General features: G+C 51.3%; 15 protein-coding genes. 7 read left to right on the top strand and 8 right to left on the bottom strand.

What is annotated here, in order from left to right:
* Positions 1-55: 55 nt before the first annotated feature.
* The gene (locus QLH52_RS18065; protein ID WP_319962471.1) at positions 56-691 is read left to right on the top strand and encodes a hypothetical protein; all 636 of its coding nucleotides are present in this window, start codon (positions 56-58) and stop codon (positions 689-691) included.
* Between the two features lie 180 nt (positions 692-871).
* Here the strand turns inward: QLH52_RS18065 and QLH52_RS18060 are convergent, their stop codons facing one another.
* The 7 genes from QLH52_RS18060 to tusD form a co-directional block, all read right to left on the bottom strand.
* Positions 872-1384 carry a hypothetical protein gene (locus tag QLH52_RS18060; protein WP_033156550.1) on the bottom strand — a complete coding sequence of 171 codons (513 nt, stop codon included), beginning with the start codon at positions 1382-1384 and terminating at the stop codon, positions 872-874.
* Positions 1385-1775: 391 nt separating this feature from the next.
* A complete protein-coding gene (locus QLH52_RS18055; RefSeq protein WP_319962470.1) occupies positions 1776-2531 on the bottom strand; it encodes a hypothetical protein in 756 nt (251 codons plus the stop codon).
* Entirely contained in the window at positions 2528-3268 is a 741-nt protein-coding gene (locus QLH52_RS18050; protein WP_319962469.1) for a type III pantothenate kinase, read from the bottom strand. The genes QLH52_RS18055 and QLH52_RS18050 overlap by 4 nt, the downstream gene beginning before the upstream one ends.
* On the bottom strand, positions 3265-4254 hold the full coding sequence (gene birA, locus QLH52_RS18045) for a bifunctional biotin--[acetyl-CoA-carboxylase] ligase/biotin operon repressor BirA (RefSeq protein WP_319962468.1): 990 nt from the start codon (positions 4252-4254) through the stop codon (positions 3265-3267). The genes QLH52_RS18050 and birA overlap by 4 nt, the downstream gene beginning before the upstream one ends.
* 41 nt (positions 4255-4295) lie before the next feature.
* Entirely contained in the window at positions 4296-4880 is a 585-nt protein-coding gene (locus QLH52_RS18040) for a PilZ domain-containing protein (protein WP_033156554.1), read from the bottom strand.
* A gap of 91 nt (positions 4881-4971) precedes the next feature.
* Complete coding sequence (gene tusC, locus QLH52_RS18035; RefSeq protein ID WP_171695697.1) at positions 4972-5328, bottom strand: sulfurtransferase complex subunit TusC; 357 nt, start codon at positions 5326-5328, stop codon at positions 4972-4974.
* A gap of 7 nt (positions 5329-5335) precedes the next feature.
* A complete protein-coding gene (gene tusD / locus QLH52_RS18030; protein WP_319962467.1) occupies positions 5336-5725 on the bottom strand; it encodes a sulfurtransferase complex subunit TusD in 390 nt (129 codons plus the stop codon).
* A gap of 127 nt (positions 5726-5852) precedes the next feature.
* On the opposite strand from tusD, the gene QLH52_RS18025 reads away from it, so the two are divergent.
* The 6 genes from QLH52_RS18025 (at position 5853) to QLH52_RS18000 (ending at position 13300) form a co-directional block, all read left to right on the top strand.
* A complete protein-coding gene (locus QLH52_RS18025) occupies positions 5853-7304 on the top strand; it encodes a M48 family metalloprotease (RefSeq protein ID WP_319962466.1) in 1452 nt (483 codons plus the stop codon).
* A 476-nt stretch (positions 7305-7780) separates the two neighbouring features.
* Positions 7781-8020 (top strand): DNA-directed RNA polymerase subunit omega, encoded by a 240-nt coding sequence (gene rpoZ / locus QLH52_RS18020; RefSeq protein ID WP_033156558.1) that lies wholly within the window; start codon positions 7781-7783, stop codon positions 8018-8020.
* 5 nt (positions 8021-8025) lie between these two features.
* On the top strand, positions 8026-10209 hold the full coding sequence (locus QLH52_RS18015) for a RelA/SpoT family protein (protein ID WP_319962465.1): 2184 nt from the start codon (positions 8026-8028) through the stop codon (positions 10207-10209).
* A 1-nt stretch (position 10210) separates the two neighbouring features.
* Positions 10211-10606: a RidA family protein gene (locus tag QLH52_RS18010; RefSeq protein WP_319962464.1), complete on the top strand. Its 396-nt coding sequence runs from the start codon at positions 10211-10213 to the stop codon at positions 10604-10606.
* A 42-nt stretch (positions 10607-10648) separates the two neighbouring features.
* The gene (gene recG, locus QLH52_RS18005; protein WP_319962463.1) at positions 10649-12736 is read left to right on the top strand and encodes an ATP-dependent DNA helicase RecG; all 2088 of its coding nucleotides are present in this window, start codon (positions 10649-10651) and stop codon (positions 12734-12736) included.
* Between the two features lie 3 nt (positions 12737-12739).
* Complete coding sequence (locus tag QLH52_RS18000) at positions 12740-13300, top strand: chorismate--pyruvate lyase family protein (RefSeq protein WP_319962462.1); 561 nt, start codon at positions 12740-12742, stop codon at positions 13298-13300.
* 36 nt (positions 13301-13336) lie between these two features.
* Here the strand turns inward: QLH52_RS18000 and QLH52_RS17995 are convergent, their stop codons facing one another.
* Positions 13337-15376, bottom strand: coding sequence for a GtrA family protein (locus QLH52_RS17995; protein WP_319962461.1), 2040 nt, complete (start codon positions 15374-15376; stop codon positions 13337-13339).
* Between the last annotated feature and the right edge of the window lie 7 nt (positions 15377-15383).

The following is a 15383-nucleotide window of genomic DNA, read 5'->3' as shown; positions in this document are numbered from 1 at the left end:
ACGCCCTATCCGCCGGGCCAGCGTAGTCTCCTTTTCAATATGAACCAGAACAACGATGAATATGCAACTCAACAAACTTTTAAAAACCGGCCTGACCGTACTTATCCCATTATGTGCGGCCGGCAACGCCGACGCCGCAATAGTTACTTTTAGTCTCGATTACAGCGGCTTAGCATTCGGAAACGCCGCCACTGCGCAAGGCCTTATCAGCCTGGATGAGCAACTCATTCCCAATCCAGGCTCGGCTTTTTTCGATTTCAGCAACAATGACGCAATCAAGGCTTTCACATTAACTGTGTCCAACGCCACGGGAGGCTTGGGAAACGGCACATTTCAGATGACGGATTTCGATTTTGCCACCTGGGATAGCGCAGGCGAAACACTGGACTTTAGCCAACAATTGATAGGCCAGTGGACGCAAGGTGGCGGTTGGGGAAAAAGCGCTAGATGGGACGGCGGCGCGGGTGAGTTTAACCTTTACGCCAAAGCCGGCTCCTCCGCGCCGACCAGCTCCGGCTACTTTACCTTGGCGGCGAACAACGATTTTCTGAATGGCGATTTGTTGAAATTAGTGTCGTTTAAACCCGTGTCAGGCTCTGTTCAGCCAGTTCCGCTGCCCGCACCAATTTGGTTATTCGGTAGCGCTGTTGGCGTGTTCTTAAGCAGAAAAGCAGTGAAGAAAGACCATTAATTGCTCACTTGTTTATCAATCGTCGCTCCCGGGAAAGCGGGAGCCCAACGGCCACAATGATCCACTAAGCGATTTAAAAGCTCTCGCCATGCGGGAATCTAAAGGTCCTCGGTGATTTTCAACAGACGTAAAAAAACCGGATGGAGAACGACTCCATCCGGTTTAAAAAGCTCAAAAATTTTAAGCTTGAACGGCCGCTTTACGACGACCAGTATACAGGAAGCCCATCAAAGCACTTGTCATAAACCATACCGATGCAGGGAGAGGTACACTAGTGACAGGGTTTTGATTCGCAGCAGCTTTCAGATCGAATCCAAACAGAAAGCTCAAGTTGCTGGTGACTACGCCTGGTTTTACAAAGGTCAACAAGAACGTATTAGGGGCACCCAATTCATAGTTACCAGCTTCGCTAACCCAACCGCTCGCTGTCAACAGACCCAATTTGAAAGGGCTAGCAGAAGCAAACGTGCCTACACCGTTAAAAGTGTAAACAGGTGCATCAATAGCCAGATCAGCGGTAGCAGAAAAGATACCGAAGGTGTCACTTGAAGTAAATGGGAATGAACTAGAACCGAAGGAGATAAAATTGCTATCGCCGTCAGTAGATTCCCAAATGATGCCTGCCGAACTTACAGTCGAAACCGCAAATAGGCAAACAGCAAGCCAAAGTTTTAAAGATAAAAGCGTTTTCATGGATATTCCCCATTTAAATTAACGTTAACAATTGGTCATCCTTTTGACCACCTTACTCCTTAGTCAAAATTGTTCCTCAATTCCAACTAAGAAGGGGGGGTGGATATATACCAACACCCACCCATACAGAATAAAGCAAATATAATGCCATAATTAATTATGTTTTTTTTCAATAAGTTATCAGAGCACAAATTGCAAAGTGTAAATATTACCGACACGTTACGAGTGATTTTTGCCTTTTGCCTAAAAAAGTCACCAAATCGGTGCATTACACGTTTTGAACTGCGTCAAAGTAATTTTTCGAACATAAAAAAGCCGGATGAAACTAAATTAGCCTCATCCGGCTCAACGACCGCCATAGCATCGAACAAATGCGACCAGCGTCGGGTACTTATTTCAACGCATTGCCACAGTCTATATCGGCCACTCGTGTATAGCCAACATTCTTGAAAATAGCGTTCTGCCCCCCGACGAACCGAATAAACAATTCATCCCGGAGTTTATTGCGCAGCCTAATTTCCGCTTTGACGCCTTGCTCGGCCAACTGGTTTTTAAATAGCATGGCGCGCTGCCGATCATTGAAAACACCGAGCGATATTGCCCCTTTGATATCACCATCCGAGATTGGCCAGACATCGTTTAATCCTTTGGCTTTTAACATCATTATATTGATACGGGTTTGTTCGGCATCTTTTCCAGCCGGGTAATAAACCTGAAAGTCCGAAGAAACCATAGTTGATTTGTTTGCGACTTTAAACACAGTTAAATGCTCAGTGCTGGCCCATCGCCGCAACGCCTCCTGATCGCTGAACGGCCCGGCCTCATAGCAGTGATGGATCGCGGTTTTCTGCCTGTCTGAACCAGTTGGCTTAGGCGTATGAGGGCTTGTTTTGAAGACTAAAACAACTTGGGGCGGGTTTAAGCGCTGCAGAATATCCGTCACTTGCTTGGCTTGCAATTCAGCGGCAGCATTGTCCAGATAAGCAGAAATTTGTGCTCCACGCCGTGCCAATTGTCTCTCTCTGACCGTTAGCAAGGCCGGAATATTAGTGACCGGCTCGACTGATGGCGTCAGCGCACCAAAATGTAGCTTCCAGAAAAAAAACAACACATTCAGCAGACATAACAAAAAAAACAGCACCTTCATAAGGCTTTGTCGTTTTGGCAATAATTGAGCAAGCCTTTAAAGACCAAGTCGCCGTCTACAATGCTTGGAACGGCCAGATGCCGCGCTAACATCTCCCCATCGCCGCCACTCAACACTAACTGATAGGCTTTGGGCTGACGCACCAAGGCCGCCTCTATCAGACCAGCCGCGGCTAACAAGGTACCGTTATTGATAGCCGCCGCCGTGACAACCGCCAAACTTGTCTCTGCCTGGTCTTCGCTAAACGGCAGCGCAGCGGTATTGTTTGCCAAGGATTTTTTCATCAGCAACAACCCCGGACTGATTAAGCCGCCCAGATGCCTGCCATCGCTCTCGATGAAATCTATTGTGATGGCGGTGCCGCAATCGACAACACAGGTATCCCCAGGATAATAACGATGCGCAGCCTGCAATGCCAACCAGCGGTCCACCCCCAACTTCTCCGGCTCAGCGTATGCATTTTTGACGTTAAAAGCTGTCTGCGAAGACTGCGGCATGATCAGCTCTACACCAGGCCATAGTCCCCGCGCCATGTCGCCCAATAAAACGGTCAGAGCATTTTCCGATACCGACGCCATAGCCACTTGCTTGGGTGCGGGGATACTCAGCCAAAACTCACGCAAACGTTCCGGAAAATCCGCTTGGCGATAATCCATAAACATCGTCGGTTTCAGCACACCGGCCTCTGCCTGGGTCCATTTCAGACGTGAGTTGCCAATATCGACCAGTAAAATCATATGCGTCGAAAACTGACTTCGCCGGACGCAAACGCCCGGATTTGGCCATCGGCGAGTTCCAGCAACAACAGACCTTGATCGTCGATGCCCGCCACCACGCCGCTAAAGCTCTGCTCGTGCATAAAAATATCGATCTGTTTGCCTTGCATGCAATCGTAGCCACGCCATTCGTCGAGATAATGCGCCAACGCACGGGTCTCGTACTCCGCCAGCACGGGTAACAACTGATTTAATAACTCGCCCACCAGCCGATTGCGTTGACCATGAACCGACTCCGCCAAAATACCGTGCAAATCAACCCAATCCTGTTCGATAGCCTGACCTTCATGCGCCGGCAAATACACATTTAAACCCAAACCTATCACCGCATGGCAAGGCCCGCTACTTTCTCCGGACACCTCAATCAAAATCCCCGCCAATTTACGTTGTCGCCAATAAATATCGTTCGGCCATTTCAAACCCACATCAACAATCCCGAAACCTCGCAACGCCCGGATTACCGCCACTCCAACCGCCAGACTCAATCCGCTGATCGCAGCCGGCCCACCCTGGAAACGCCACAAAATTGATAAATAAATATTGTGGCCAAACGGCGAAACCCAATATCTGCCGCGCCGCCCTTTCCCCGCGGTTTGCCGTTCGGCCAGACAGACCGAGCCGATGCCGGCACCCAGCCGCGCCCTGTCCAATAAATAAGTGTTGGTAGAGTGAATCTCGTCGTGAATTTCCAGTTCACCCAGCAAGGATCGAGCATGACCCTCCAAGTGCTGATAAATCTGTTGCTCGTCCAACAACTGTAAAGGGCTTTGCAAACGGTAACCTTTGCCCGATACCGCTAGTAATTCGATACCGAACTCGGACAACGCACTTAAGTGTTTCCATACCGCCGAACGACTCACGCCCAGCAAGCCCGCCAATTCGGTCCCCGAGTGAAATTGACCGTCCGCCAGGACATGTAACAACTGTTTGAGTTTAGGAGAGATCAATCGCCAACCTGTCGAACGCACAGTAAAGCCGGACTACGCAGCTAAAACTCGTTTTTATCACGCAATTGTTGCAATTGTTTCTTGACGACATGCTTGATTAACAGCTCTCTATCGTCTTCTTTGAGATTGACGTACTCAACACAGATAAAAAACGGCCGCTCCGGGCTTTCACCGGAAATATCCTTGCACTGGACGACATTTGCATAGGCCACGATCACCGCCATACATGAGGTCAGCAGCATCCGCAATTCCAGCAGTTCGCCAACCGCTATAGGTGTTTCGTTGCTAAAAGCTAATCCAGTGGCGCTGAGACTGACATCCCGAGTATCGTGTTCAGAAAACTCTTCGCTCTGTGCGCTAATCGCCTGGGCGATCAGGTTGATTTTGGTGTCGATGATCTTCAGATATTCAAACATTTCCGGATCGCGCCTTTCCAGGCGCGGCGACAACATGCGCGCTTCCTGCGCCAATACGTCCAACGCGGAGGTCAATGAACAATTGCCCAATACATCATTAGAGACATGACTCAAGGCGTCGACATTTTTTTTGTCGATGACTTTGTGCAGCAGATTTATCGTGTCGTTGACTCGAAAATAACGCCTTTTTTCTTCAATTTCATCCGCCATGGTGTGCTCGTCCTCGGTCTACTTAAGTGGGGTAAATATTACGAATAAAGAATTTTAGCTTAAGCGGCTTCAACTGTTTAATTCCACAGCATCAATCAGAAATAATAAGATCGTAACGATGCATCAAGCGGCTAACTTCGACACGCGGCAGACTGACGACAGGCAAGATTAGATCGGTGGATGTGAGTCCGGCCAGTTGCAAAGATTCTTCTTCTACGTACAAATCGTTAACGTCGTAAATTTGCAAGGCCTGAAAAATTGCCGAGGTATCCTTTAAATCTAATCCGCCAGGATGCTGCTGATTTTTTAATTGCCACACGGCATCGTCGACAAAAAGCAAGGCGACGTGCTGATCAAAGGCCGCGGCAGTCAAAATCGCGTCCAGAGTTTCTTGCAGATGACCACCGCTGTAAGGCAAGCGGCGCATAATAAATAGATAGCGTTTCATGGCACAGTTAACCGAAGACAATACTGCGGTCAGCCAGCAGAGTCGCCTCCAGCCACTGTCCTAAACCGGCTATCCGAAACCCTGGCGCCGTATCGTCATCCTGCTTACCCTGCCGTGCAGCCTCATCAAGGCACAATAAACCCCGGCGCTGCGCCGCCGAGATGCACACCACTAAATCCACACCATATTGCTCAGCCAAAGCCGACCAATGTCGAGTAATCGAAAATTCATCCTCAGGCGGCTGGGCATAACGGAAAGCATGATAAATACCCTCCTTGTAAAAAAATACTCGCAGAATTTGGTGCTCGGCCGCCAACGCCGCCTGAATAAACCGATAGGCGTTCAGGCCGGCATTGCTGGCGTAAGGACTGGCATTAACTTGTACGGCATATTTCATCGCGCTGTAAAATAATCGTTAAATTCAATATTCGGCCTATTTTAATACGAGCACGTTCAAGCTGCCCGTTTTTGCCGCGCATTGTTTTGCTATTGAACCAAACTTACTGCTTCCAGTCCGAGCTTCCATGACAATTAAGCCTCTTATTTTCAGCCTTGGCCTGATCCTGTTCTGTCCGTCGCCGCGAGCCTTGGACATCGAAAAAATCCAACTGCCGGACATGGGCGATTCAGCAGGCGCCATCATTTCACCGGCTCAGGAAAAGGAGTTCGGCGAAGCTTTTTTTCGTAATTTGCATCAACAAGCCGAAATTAATCAGGATGTGGAAATCCAACAATACATCCAGAACATAGGTCGGCAATTAGCGTCCCACAGCGACACGCCGTCCAATCCCTTCCACTTTTTTGTCGTGATGGACCCCAATATCAACGCCTTTGCCGGCCCAGGAGGATACATTGGCGTCAATTCCGGCTTGATCCTTTTGACCGAAGCGGAGAGCGAACTGGCATCGGTAATGGCTCACGAGATTGCTCACGTTACCCAACGTCATTTATACAGATCGATTGAAAAAGCCAGCAAATTGTCGATCCCGACCGTCGCCGCCACGTTGGCGGCGATTTTGATCGGCACCCAGTCCCCCAATATGGGCCAAGCAGCTTTAATGGCCATCCAAGCCGGCAACATTCAGTTTCAAATCGATTTTACCCGCGACCACGAAAAAGAAGCAGACCGGGTGGGTATGCAAACCTTAGCCGGTGCCAATTACGACCCGCGCAGCATGCCGACTTTTTTCGAACGCTTACAGCAATCCACCCGTTATTACGGAAAGGGCGTACCTGAATTTTTAAGAACCCACCCGGTATCTGAAAATCGGGTGGCCGACACCCGCGGCAGAGCGGAAATCTATCCCTACCGGCAATATCCGGATTCATTAGCGTATTTGTTGACTAAGGCCAAGCTTACCGTGCTGACTGCGCAGGACAAACGCACCCCGCTACAGCATTTCACCACGCTCGAAATGCAAGGCACGCCGGAACAAAGAGCTGTCGCCCGCTATGGCATGGGCTTGGTATATTTGGAAAATCAACAATACCCCGCAGCCAGCGAAATTTTTCAAAAACTCACCGAGCAATATCCGTCGCAACCGCAATATATCTCCGCGCTGGCCCGCACGGCCATGGATGCGCACGACTACGAAAAAGCCGGCAAATTATTTGAGAAAGCAATTAACACCTTCCCCAGCAATGACGCCTTAAAAATTCAATATACCCGCAGCCTGGTCAAGAACGCTCAACCGCAACGCGCAAAACAAGTGTTACAAAGCCTGTCGGACAGCGAGAAAGACCAGCCGTATTATTACGAACTACTCGCGCAGATTTTCGCCGACCTCAAACAGCCAGGGGAATCGCATCGCTACATGGCCGAGTACTATTACGCTAGCGGCGAAACCGAAGCGGCGATCATGCAAATCAGATTGGCAAAACAACAGACTGATCTCAGCTTTCAGCTACAAGCCATCCTCAACGAACGGCTAAATTTCTTTCTCAGCGAGGAAGAATCGCGCCGAATGGAACGCTAATTTCAAACATTAGAAAAACCTGATGCTAGCTAAGTTTTTGTTTAAGAAAATTAATTTCGGGGCAAAACCATTTCCCGAAATAAAACTGATTTTTTTGTTGGACACCCGGTTTTTTTTAAAATACACTGCGCCCACCTTGAATACGGAGTGCATTCAACCTTAACGGGTTGCATCTTTGAGGGGGGAGGGAAACAGCCTGTAAAACGGCTGATAATAATAACTATAAAATAGTAATTGCTTGACTAAACTGCCCTAAGGCAGGCGTCCAACACAATAACAATAATAACTACAACAAACAGGACGGGCCCGCGTATAGCGGGCTTTTTATTGCCTGTCGTTTTACTTTCTCCACCTAGCCGCTTGCAGCCTCGATTGGCCTAAGTGGGTCATTTATCTTATAATTCAACCCTGTCCGCTCAGTACTGTTAAAGTCTATCGGGCGAAGATCCCCCCGCAAACTCAGATAAGGTTTAATAATGGCACGCGTTACCGTTGAAGATTGTTTGGAAAATGTTGAAAACCGTTTCAAATTGGTGCTACTCGCCAGCAAAAGAGCACGGCAGTTGGAAAAAGGCGCCGATGAGTTCGTTCCACGCGGCAAAGATAAAGACACTGTGCTGGCACTTCGTGAAATAGCCGCAGGCTTTGTCAACGAAGAAAATATCGACCGTTTGCATCGCGCGGGTTACGTTTCGGAAACCCATCTGGAAATCTAACACCCATGCCCGAGATAGCTGTCAAACCCGCACCAGCGCTACCTGCTATCGAGCATCCTGAAGAAAAACTTCTTCACCAGCTCTGCGAGATCCTGCGCAGCTATCTCGACCAAGAACAAATCAACGATGTGGTCCGCGCCTACCATTTCGGTGCGGCCGCGCATTCCGGGCAATTCCGCAGAAGCGGCGAAGCCTATATCTGCCATCCGGTATCCGTGGCAATCACACTGGCCAGCATGCACATGGACCACCATGGCATCATGGCGGCTATTCTGCACGATGTCATCGAAGACACCCCTATCAGCAAGGAACAACTGGCCGAGCAGTTTGGCGTGGAAGTGGCCGAACTGGTTGATGGCGTAACCAAACTCTCCAAGATCGACAGCCGTTCCCGCGCCGAAGCGCAAGCGGAAAACGTCAGAAAAATGTTCCTTGCCATGGCGCAAGATCTGCGCGTAATCGTGGTAAAACTCGCCGACCGTTTGCACAACATGCAAACCATGGGCAATATGCCGGTCGATAAAAAACGCCGCATCGCCAAGGAAACGCTGGAAATATACGCCCCTATCGCCAATCGGCTGGGCATGAACGATGTCAGGCATCAGCTGGAATCGCTGGGCTTTAAGGCGCTCTACCCCAACCGCTACACGGCCATCAATAATGCCGTGAAAAAATCGCGCGGCAACCGCAAGGAAATCATCGACACCATCCAAAATGCCATCCAAAATCGTCTAAACGAATCCAACTTGGACGGTGCAGTGGCGGGCCGCGAAAAAAACATCGCCAGCATTTATCAAAAAATGCTCAGCAAACGGATTTCCTTTACCGACGTTTTTGATGTCTACGCTTTCCGCATTTATTGCCATCAGGTCGACGACTGTTACCGGGCTTTAGGCTGCGTGCACAATTTATATAAACCCGTTCCCGGCCGCTTCAAGGACTACATAGCCTTGCCCAAAGCCAACGGCTATCAGTCGCTGCACACGATATTGATAGGCCCTTACGGCGTACCCATCGAAATTCAAATTCGTACCCACGAAATGCATCGCCTTTCGGAATCGGGAATTGCCGCGCATTGGCTATACAAATCAGATAACGATAAAAGTGAGACCATCCAGGCGCGCGCTAACGAGTGGCTGCGCGATTTACTGGAAATCCAAAAATCCGCCGGCGATTCGCTGGAATTCATCGATAACTTAAAAGTCGATCTGTTCCCGCAAGAAGTTTTCGTGTTTACCCCCAAGGGTAAGATCATCAAATTGCCGCGCGGCGCGACCATCGTAGATTTTGCCTATCTGGTGCATACCGATGTCGGCAACGCCTGCATTTCCGCGCGCATCGACAAGAAACTGGTACCGCTGCAAACCAAACTGGAAAACGGCATGACGGTAGAAGTCATTACCGCCACTTGGGCCAGACCGAATCCCCTTTGGCTGAACTACGTCACCACCGCCAAGGCCCGCAGTTGCATCCGCGCCTATTTGAAAAACTTCAATCAGCAGGAAGCGATCAATCTGGGCCGCCGCCTGCTGGAAAAAGAACTGCAGAGCCTGGGTATTCAACTGGAAAATGTCGATAACACCCGCATCATCCAGGTGTTGCAGGTCTTGAAAAAGCACTCGATGAACGAGTTGCTGGAAGACATCGGCTTGGGGAATCGCATGCCCTTCCTGGTGGCCAAACGTATCAGTCAAACCGACGTGAACGCGGCCGTCAAACTCGACGACAACGAATCAACGCATAAAACCCCTTTAATTATCAAAGGCACCGAAGGCATCGTCGTCAGCCTGGCCAAATGCTGCCGGCCGATTCCGGGCGACTCGATTATCGGCTTCTTCAACCCCGGCAAGGGCATCGTCGTCCATCACCACGAATGCCGTAATAGCAACGAAGTCAGAAAAAAACAGACAACCTGGCTGGATGTGGAATGGAGCCCGGAAGCCAGCGGCGAATTTCCTGCCGAAATCCGTATCGAACTGTTAAACCAACGCGGTTCGCTGGCGACCATCGCCTCGACCATCTCCAGCATGGATTCCAATATCGAAAACATTACCGTGGTCAGCCAGGATGATCGGGTCTCGGTGGATTTATTAACCCTGGCTGTGAAGGACCGCGTGCATTTGGCCAATATCATCCGTAAATTGAAAAAACTTTCCATCGTTTTAAAAATTACCCGCATCAAGGCATAGCATGAACAAGAAAATCATCTCGACACCTCTGGCCCCGCAAGCCATCGGCACTTATTCGCAAGCCGTCAAAGTCGGCGAGACGGTTTATTTATCCGGACAAATCCCGCTTGACCCGGAGACCATGCAAGTCGTGGACGGTGACATCGCCGTGCACATCCGCCGGGTATTCGATAACCTGAAAGCGGTGGCCGAAGCCGCTGGCGGCGACTTCAACGACATTGTCAAACTCAATGTCTTTCTGACCGACTTAGGCAATTTCCCTATCGTCAACGAAATCATGGCCGAATACTTCAGCCAACCCTACCCCGCCCGGGCAGCAGTAGGCGTGGCGGCATTACCCAAAGGCGTCGGCGTGGAAATGGACGGCGTGATGGTATTGCGCAACGAATACTACTGATCAAAACAACGGGGCGTTTTATTTCGCCTTATCTGTTGATTCATGAGTCATCCGGAACCGCATAAACAGCCTGTCACCACCTTGACAGGCATCGGTTCCCAATCCGCCGCCCGCCTGGAAAAACTGGGCATCCATACCCTCCAAGACCTGCTGTTTCACCTGCCCCTACGCTACCAGGATCGCAGCCGTATCGTGCCCATTTCCCAGTTGATGCCGGGTATGACCACCTTGGTTTGCGGCACCGTCGAATTTACCGATAGCATCCAGCGCGGACGTCCCAGCGTAATTTGCCGCATCGCCGACGACAGCGGCAGCTTGTCGATCCGTTTTTTCCATTTCACCGTGCAACAAAGTCAGCAGCTAAAGCCCGGCACCCTACTCGGCTGTTTCGGCGAAATTCGTTACGGTTATAGCGGCTTGGAAATGGTGCATCCGGAATACAAAATCGTCTCTGCCGCCGAGCAACTACTGGAAACCACGCTGACGCCGGTCTATCCGCTGACCGAAGGCATTTCCCAATCCGCATTGCGTAAAGCCATCAAACAAGCGTTAACACTATGTTTAACAAGCGACAGCGCGATTACGGACTGGCTACCGGCTAATTTGTTGACCGAGCATGGTTACCCTTCGCTGAACGACGCTCTACAAACCCTGCATAATCCACCGCCGCATTTGTCTGCGGAAATCATCAGCGGCGGTGGCTTGCCCGCGTTAAAACGCCTGGTGTTCGAAGAGTTTTTGGCGCACCATTTGGCGCTGCTGCAAGGCAAGTTAGCTTATAAAAGCTGGCAGTCGCCGGTGTTTGACATAAACCAGGCTGCCAAACAAGCCTTTCTGGCAGGCTTGCCGTTTCAACTGACAGGTGCGCAACAGCGAGTGACCGCCGAAATCGAAAGCGATTGCTGCCAAGCACAACCCATGCTGCGCCTCGTGCAAGGCGATGTCGGTTCCGGCAAGACCGTGGTAGCGGCTCTGGCAAGCTTGTTGGCGCTGAACTCGGGTTATCAAGTCGCCATCATGGCACCCACGGAATTATTGGCCGAACAACACTTTCGTAACTTCAGCGCATGGTTCGCAAAAACCGGCTACCAAGTGCTGTTTCTGACCGGCCAATTGAAAGGTAAAGCCCGGCAAACCACCTTGGATGCACTCGCCGACGGCACGGCCAACATCGTGATCGGAACACACGCGCTATTTCAAGACAGCGTGCATTTTCATAAGCTGGGCTTGATCGTCATCGACGAACAGCATCGCTTCGGGGTTCATCAGCGCCTGGCCCTGCGCGAAAAAGGCCAACACGGCGGATTGAGGCCACACCAACTGATCATGACCGCCACGCCCATTCCGCGCACCTTGGCGATGCTGCAATATTCCGACCTGGACATTTCCATCATCGACGAGCTGCCGCCCGGCCGTAAACCCATCGCCACCAGCGTAATTTCCTCGGAACGCCGCGAAGAAGTCATCGGCCGTATCGAACATTGGGTGGCGCAGCAACGCCAAGCGTATTGGGTCTGCACCTTGATCGAGGAATCCGAGGTTCTACAATGCGAGGCTGCCGAGAAAACCACAGCCTATCTATGCCAAGCCTTGCCGAACGTGCGTGTCGGCCTGGTGCATGGCCGGATGAAAGCCGCGGAAAAAGACGCGGTGATGCAAGCCTTTAAAAATCGCGATTGCGATTTATTGGTCGCCACCACGGTGATTGAAGTGGGTGTGGACGTACCCAACGCCGGCCTGATGATCATCGAAAATCCGGAGCGTTTGGGCTTGTCGCAGCTCCACCAATTGCGGGGTCGGGTTGGCCGCGGCAATCAGGACAGCTATTGCCTGCTGCTGTATCAATCACCGCTCTCGCAAGCCGGCAAGCAACGTCTGGCTATCCTGAAAGAAAGCAACGACGGCTTCGTGATCGCCGAAAAAGACTTGGAATTGCGCGGCCCCGGCGAAGTGATGGGCACCCGCCAAACCGGGCAGATACAGTTCAAAATCGCCGACCTAGAGCGCGACAGAGCCCTGCTGGAACTGATCCCAGCCGCCGCGCAATTGATCCACAGCCAACACCCCAACGCCATTCAACCGCTGATCCAACGCTGGATCGGCCATAGCCGCCATTACGCCGAGGTTTAACGCTTGCCCGACAAAAGTTTTCTATTCAGCCGCCCACCCATCTGGAAAAGCCACGAACAGAGCAGCCAACGGCAACTGCCGAACGATCTGCAATCCTGGCTCAACGAAACCGGCTCGCTGACCAAACGTCTCCGCGGCATCCACGGCAATCGCTTCGGCGTAAAAGTGTTATTCCACCGCTGGAAACCGGCTTTCATAGACGAATGCCGACTATTGGGCTTGCCGCCCTGCCGCTATCAATTGATCCGCGAAGTGCTGCTGCATGCCGACGGCGAGCCCTTGGTGCTGGCCCGCACCATCCTGCCGGAGCCGACCATAGAAATCGCCCACCGCAATTTGTCCCATCTCGGCACCAGGCCCTTGGGTGAAGTGATTTTCGCCTATCCGGATTTGGAGCGCCGCCAGAGACAGTTCGGTCGGGCTGATACAGGCATTTGGTCGCCAGGTTTGCAAACGGCGGTTGGTGTAGACGATGCTATTTGGGGGCGGCGAACGGTTTATGCGATCCATCGGCAACCGTTGTTGGTCGCGGAGTTTTTTCTGCCGGGGGTGCTGAATGTGTAATCGATAACCGGCTCAAGCCGCCTTTTCTACCATGCGTCATAGTGGCGCTTTTTCGGGAAAATTGACACGCTTGACCGCTTCCCGATCCAATCGTATCGGCGTGTCGCGCAGATACAAATAGGTTCGGCCATCGTGCCGGTAGTGCTGATAAGTTTGCGCTAATCGAAACGGCGAATTCGGCTGTTTCAATGCCGAAAGCAACAAATCGGAGTGGGCAAAATGCGGTTCGATTAACGGGCCTTCAGCAACTACCACAGCACTTGCCGAAACCTGATCCAGCAAATCCAACACGGCTTGCGGCGACTCCGTTTTTAGGGCGTAGCGTTTACCCATGAAGTCCGATTTTGCCAACAACTGCGAACTGCGCACCACGTAGCACTGCAAAAGCTTGTCGCGTAACGCCAGTTCGGCAGCGAACGCACCCTCAGTGCCCGCATGCCCGTCGACAATCGTCACCGTACCCGGCGTCTGGCTGATAATTTGTTCGGCTACCAAATCCATGCGCAAATCAAACCTTGGCGCGCGGTCGACAAGAAAAAACCAGCCGGGAGCACAAAACACAAAGATCAAGACTGTTGCCACCAGCCAAGGCCTAGCAAATGCCCACTGCCAACGCCGTACTGCGGCTGCGGCGCCCATGCTGATAAAAATCGCCAGATAAGGCATGGCTGACGACATATACCGTTGATCCAAATCTACCGGCACGATGGCATGAAAGATAATAGTGGCAAGCACCATGGCCAGGCCGGTGCGCCCCGCTTCCCTTAAAGCCGGATCCGCCCTGCCGCTCACACTGACGACTACCCCGACTAACGCCGCAATTGTCCCTATCGGCCCGATATTGGCGTATATGGCGGGAAGGAACGCCGATAAAGCCAAAACAAAGTAATCCATACCCCAAGCATAATTGAAGCCATCGCTGGATATTTTGTAGGTGACTACCGTCCAGGCCCCCACGACAGCCAACGCCGCGAAACCCGATACGTATGTACGCCAATTCAGCAGTATCTGCCAACGTCCCGTCAGAGCAATATGGAAAAATGGGAATACGCCCAGTAACCAGCCGTTGCCTTTTACCAGGATAGCGGCTGACGTCAAAGCCGCGTAGGTCAAACCTCTGCGTAAGGTGGGCTGCTGGGTGTAACCACTCCACTGCATGGCCGCCAACACGCACAAGCCAACCAAAGCCTGGTCCAACATTAATCGCAAGGTGTTATTAATGGTGCCGGGCATGCAGACATAAGCAATCGCCGCTAAAAGCGCCCAAGGCATACCCATAACTTGCCTGGTAATACGTGCCACCAATAAAGCTGGTAGCGTCCCTATCAGCAAATTGACCAGCATGAACGGAAAGGTAGCATGCGGCAGGATGAAGAAGAATAATGACAGAAACGCATAGTACAGCGGCGGCCAATGCCCAATCGAAATCTTGGGGTAATGCACGTAAAAATCAGTGGCGTACTGCATGGGATTCTGCCCGAATGCTGTGGTGACATACGACCAGATCAGATACGCATTCAAAAAATGAGATCCCTCGTCGCTGCCGGTCAAGCCACTGTCCAAGCCGCGCAAAACTATCATTGCCGCCGCGAGAATCGCGGTGGCAATACCAAATACAGCCGAATCGGGATACCAAGATCTTGCCCTAACAAAGCCCTCCAACCTTGTTCCGCTTGATAATTTCCGCCGCAATTCGCTGTTTGTGTTACCGGCGCTGGCATCACTGAATACGAAATAACGATAGGCGTGAAAACTGAGAATGGTCTGACAAGCAGTTGCCAAGGTCACCGCCAACATTGGCAACAAGCCATAACTAACCAAAACCAAGTAAATCAGGTAGTTGATTAAAGCCATGCTCAATGCCACCAGCATATAGCGCCCGCCTTCGCGGATAGAACGGGAATGTTCGACTTGGTAGGTAAAACACCGATTGGCCAACCACGTAAATAGCATTGCGGAAAAAATAGCCGGAATACGCGCCAGCCACGGCGCCAAATTAAGCTGTATCAGCAAAAAAGTCAGACCGGCATCGATACAAAAGCCGGCTCCGCCGACGAGCAGGAAGCGAATAAACATCCGGATT

The sequence above is a fragment of the Methylomonas defluvii genome (assembly GCF_033949435.1).
GTDB lineage: Bacteria > Pseudomonadota > Gammaproteobacteria > Methylococcales > Methylomonadaceae > Methylomonas > Methylomonas defluvii.
The sequence above is the reverse complement of the archived record's forward strand: the minus strand, read 5'-3'. Positions and strand labels throughout refer to the sequence as shown.

What these genes read in the sequence shown, in the direction of transcription:
- QLH52_RS18065 (WP_319962471.1), top strand. Translation starts at nt 56, where the DNA reads ATGAATATGCAACTCAACAAACTTTTAAAAACCGGCCTGACCGTACTT.
- QLH52_RS18060 (WP_033156550.1), bottom strand. Translation starts at nt 1,384, where the DNA reads ATGAAAACGCTTTTATCTTTAAAACTTTGGCTTGCTGTTTGCCTATTT.
- QLH52_RS18055 (WP_319962470.1), bottom strand. Translation starts at nt 2,531, where the DNA reads ATGAAGGTGCTGTTTTTTTTGTTATGTCTGCTGAATGTGTTGTTTTTT.
- QLH52_RS18050 (WP_319962469.1), bottom strand. Translation starts at nt 3,268, where the DNA reads ATGATTTTACTGGTCGATATTGGCAACTCACGTCTGAAATGGACCCAG.
- QLH52_RS18040 (WP_033156554.1), bottom strand. Translation starts at nt 4,880, where the DNA reads ATGGCGGATGAAATTGAAGAAAAAAGGCGTTATTTTCGAGTCAACGAC.
- tusC (WP_171695697.1), bottom strand. Translation starts at nt 5,328, where the DNA reads ATGAAACGCTATCTATTTATTATGCGCCGCTTGCCTTACAGCGGTGGT.
- tusD (WP_319962467.1), bottom strand. Translation starts at nt 5,725, where the DNA reads ATGAAATATGCCGTACAAGTTAATGCCAGTCCTTACGCCAGCAATGCC.
- QLH52_RS18025 (WP_319962466.1), top strand. Translation starts at nt 5,853, where the DNA reads ATGACAATTAAGCCTCTTATTTTCAGCCTTGGCCTGATCCTGTTCTGT.
- rpoZ (WP_033156558.1), top strand. Translation starts at nt 7,781, where the DNA reads ATGGCACGCGTTACCGTTGAAGATTGTTTGGAAAATGTTGAAAACCGT.
- QLH52_RS18015 (WP_319962465.1), top strand. Translation starts at nt 8,026, where the DNA reads ATGCCCGAGATAGCTGTCAAACCCGCACCAGCGCTACCTGCTATCGAG.
- QLH52_RS18010 (WP_319962464.1), top strand. Translation starts at nt 10,211, where the DNA reads ATGAACAAGAAAATCATCTCGACACCTCTGGCCCCGCAAGCCATCGGC.
- recG (WP_319962463.1), top strand. Translation starts at nt 10,649, where the DNA reads ATGAGTCATCCGGAACCGCATAAACAGCCTGTCACCACCTTGACAGGC.
- QLH52_RS17995 (WP_319962461.1), bottom strand. Translation starts at nt 15,376, where the DNA reads ATGTTTATTCGCTTCCTGCTCGTCGGCGGAGCCGGCTTTTGTATCGAT.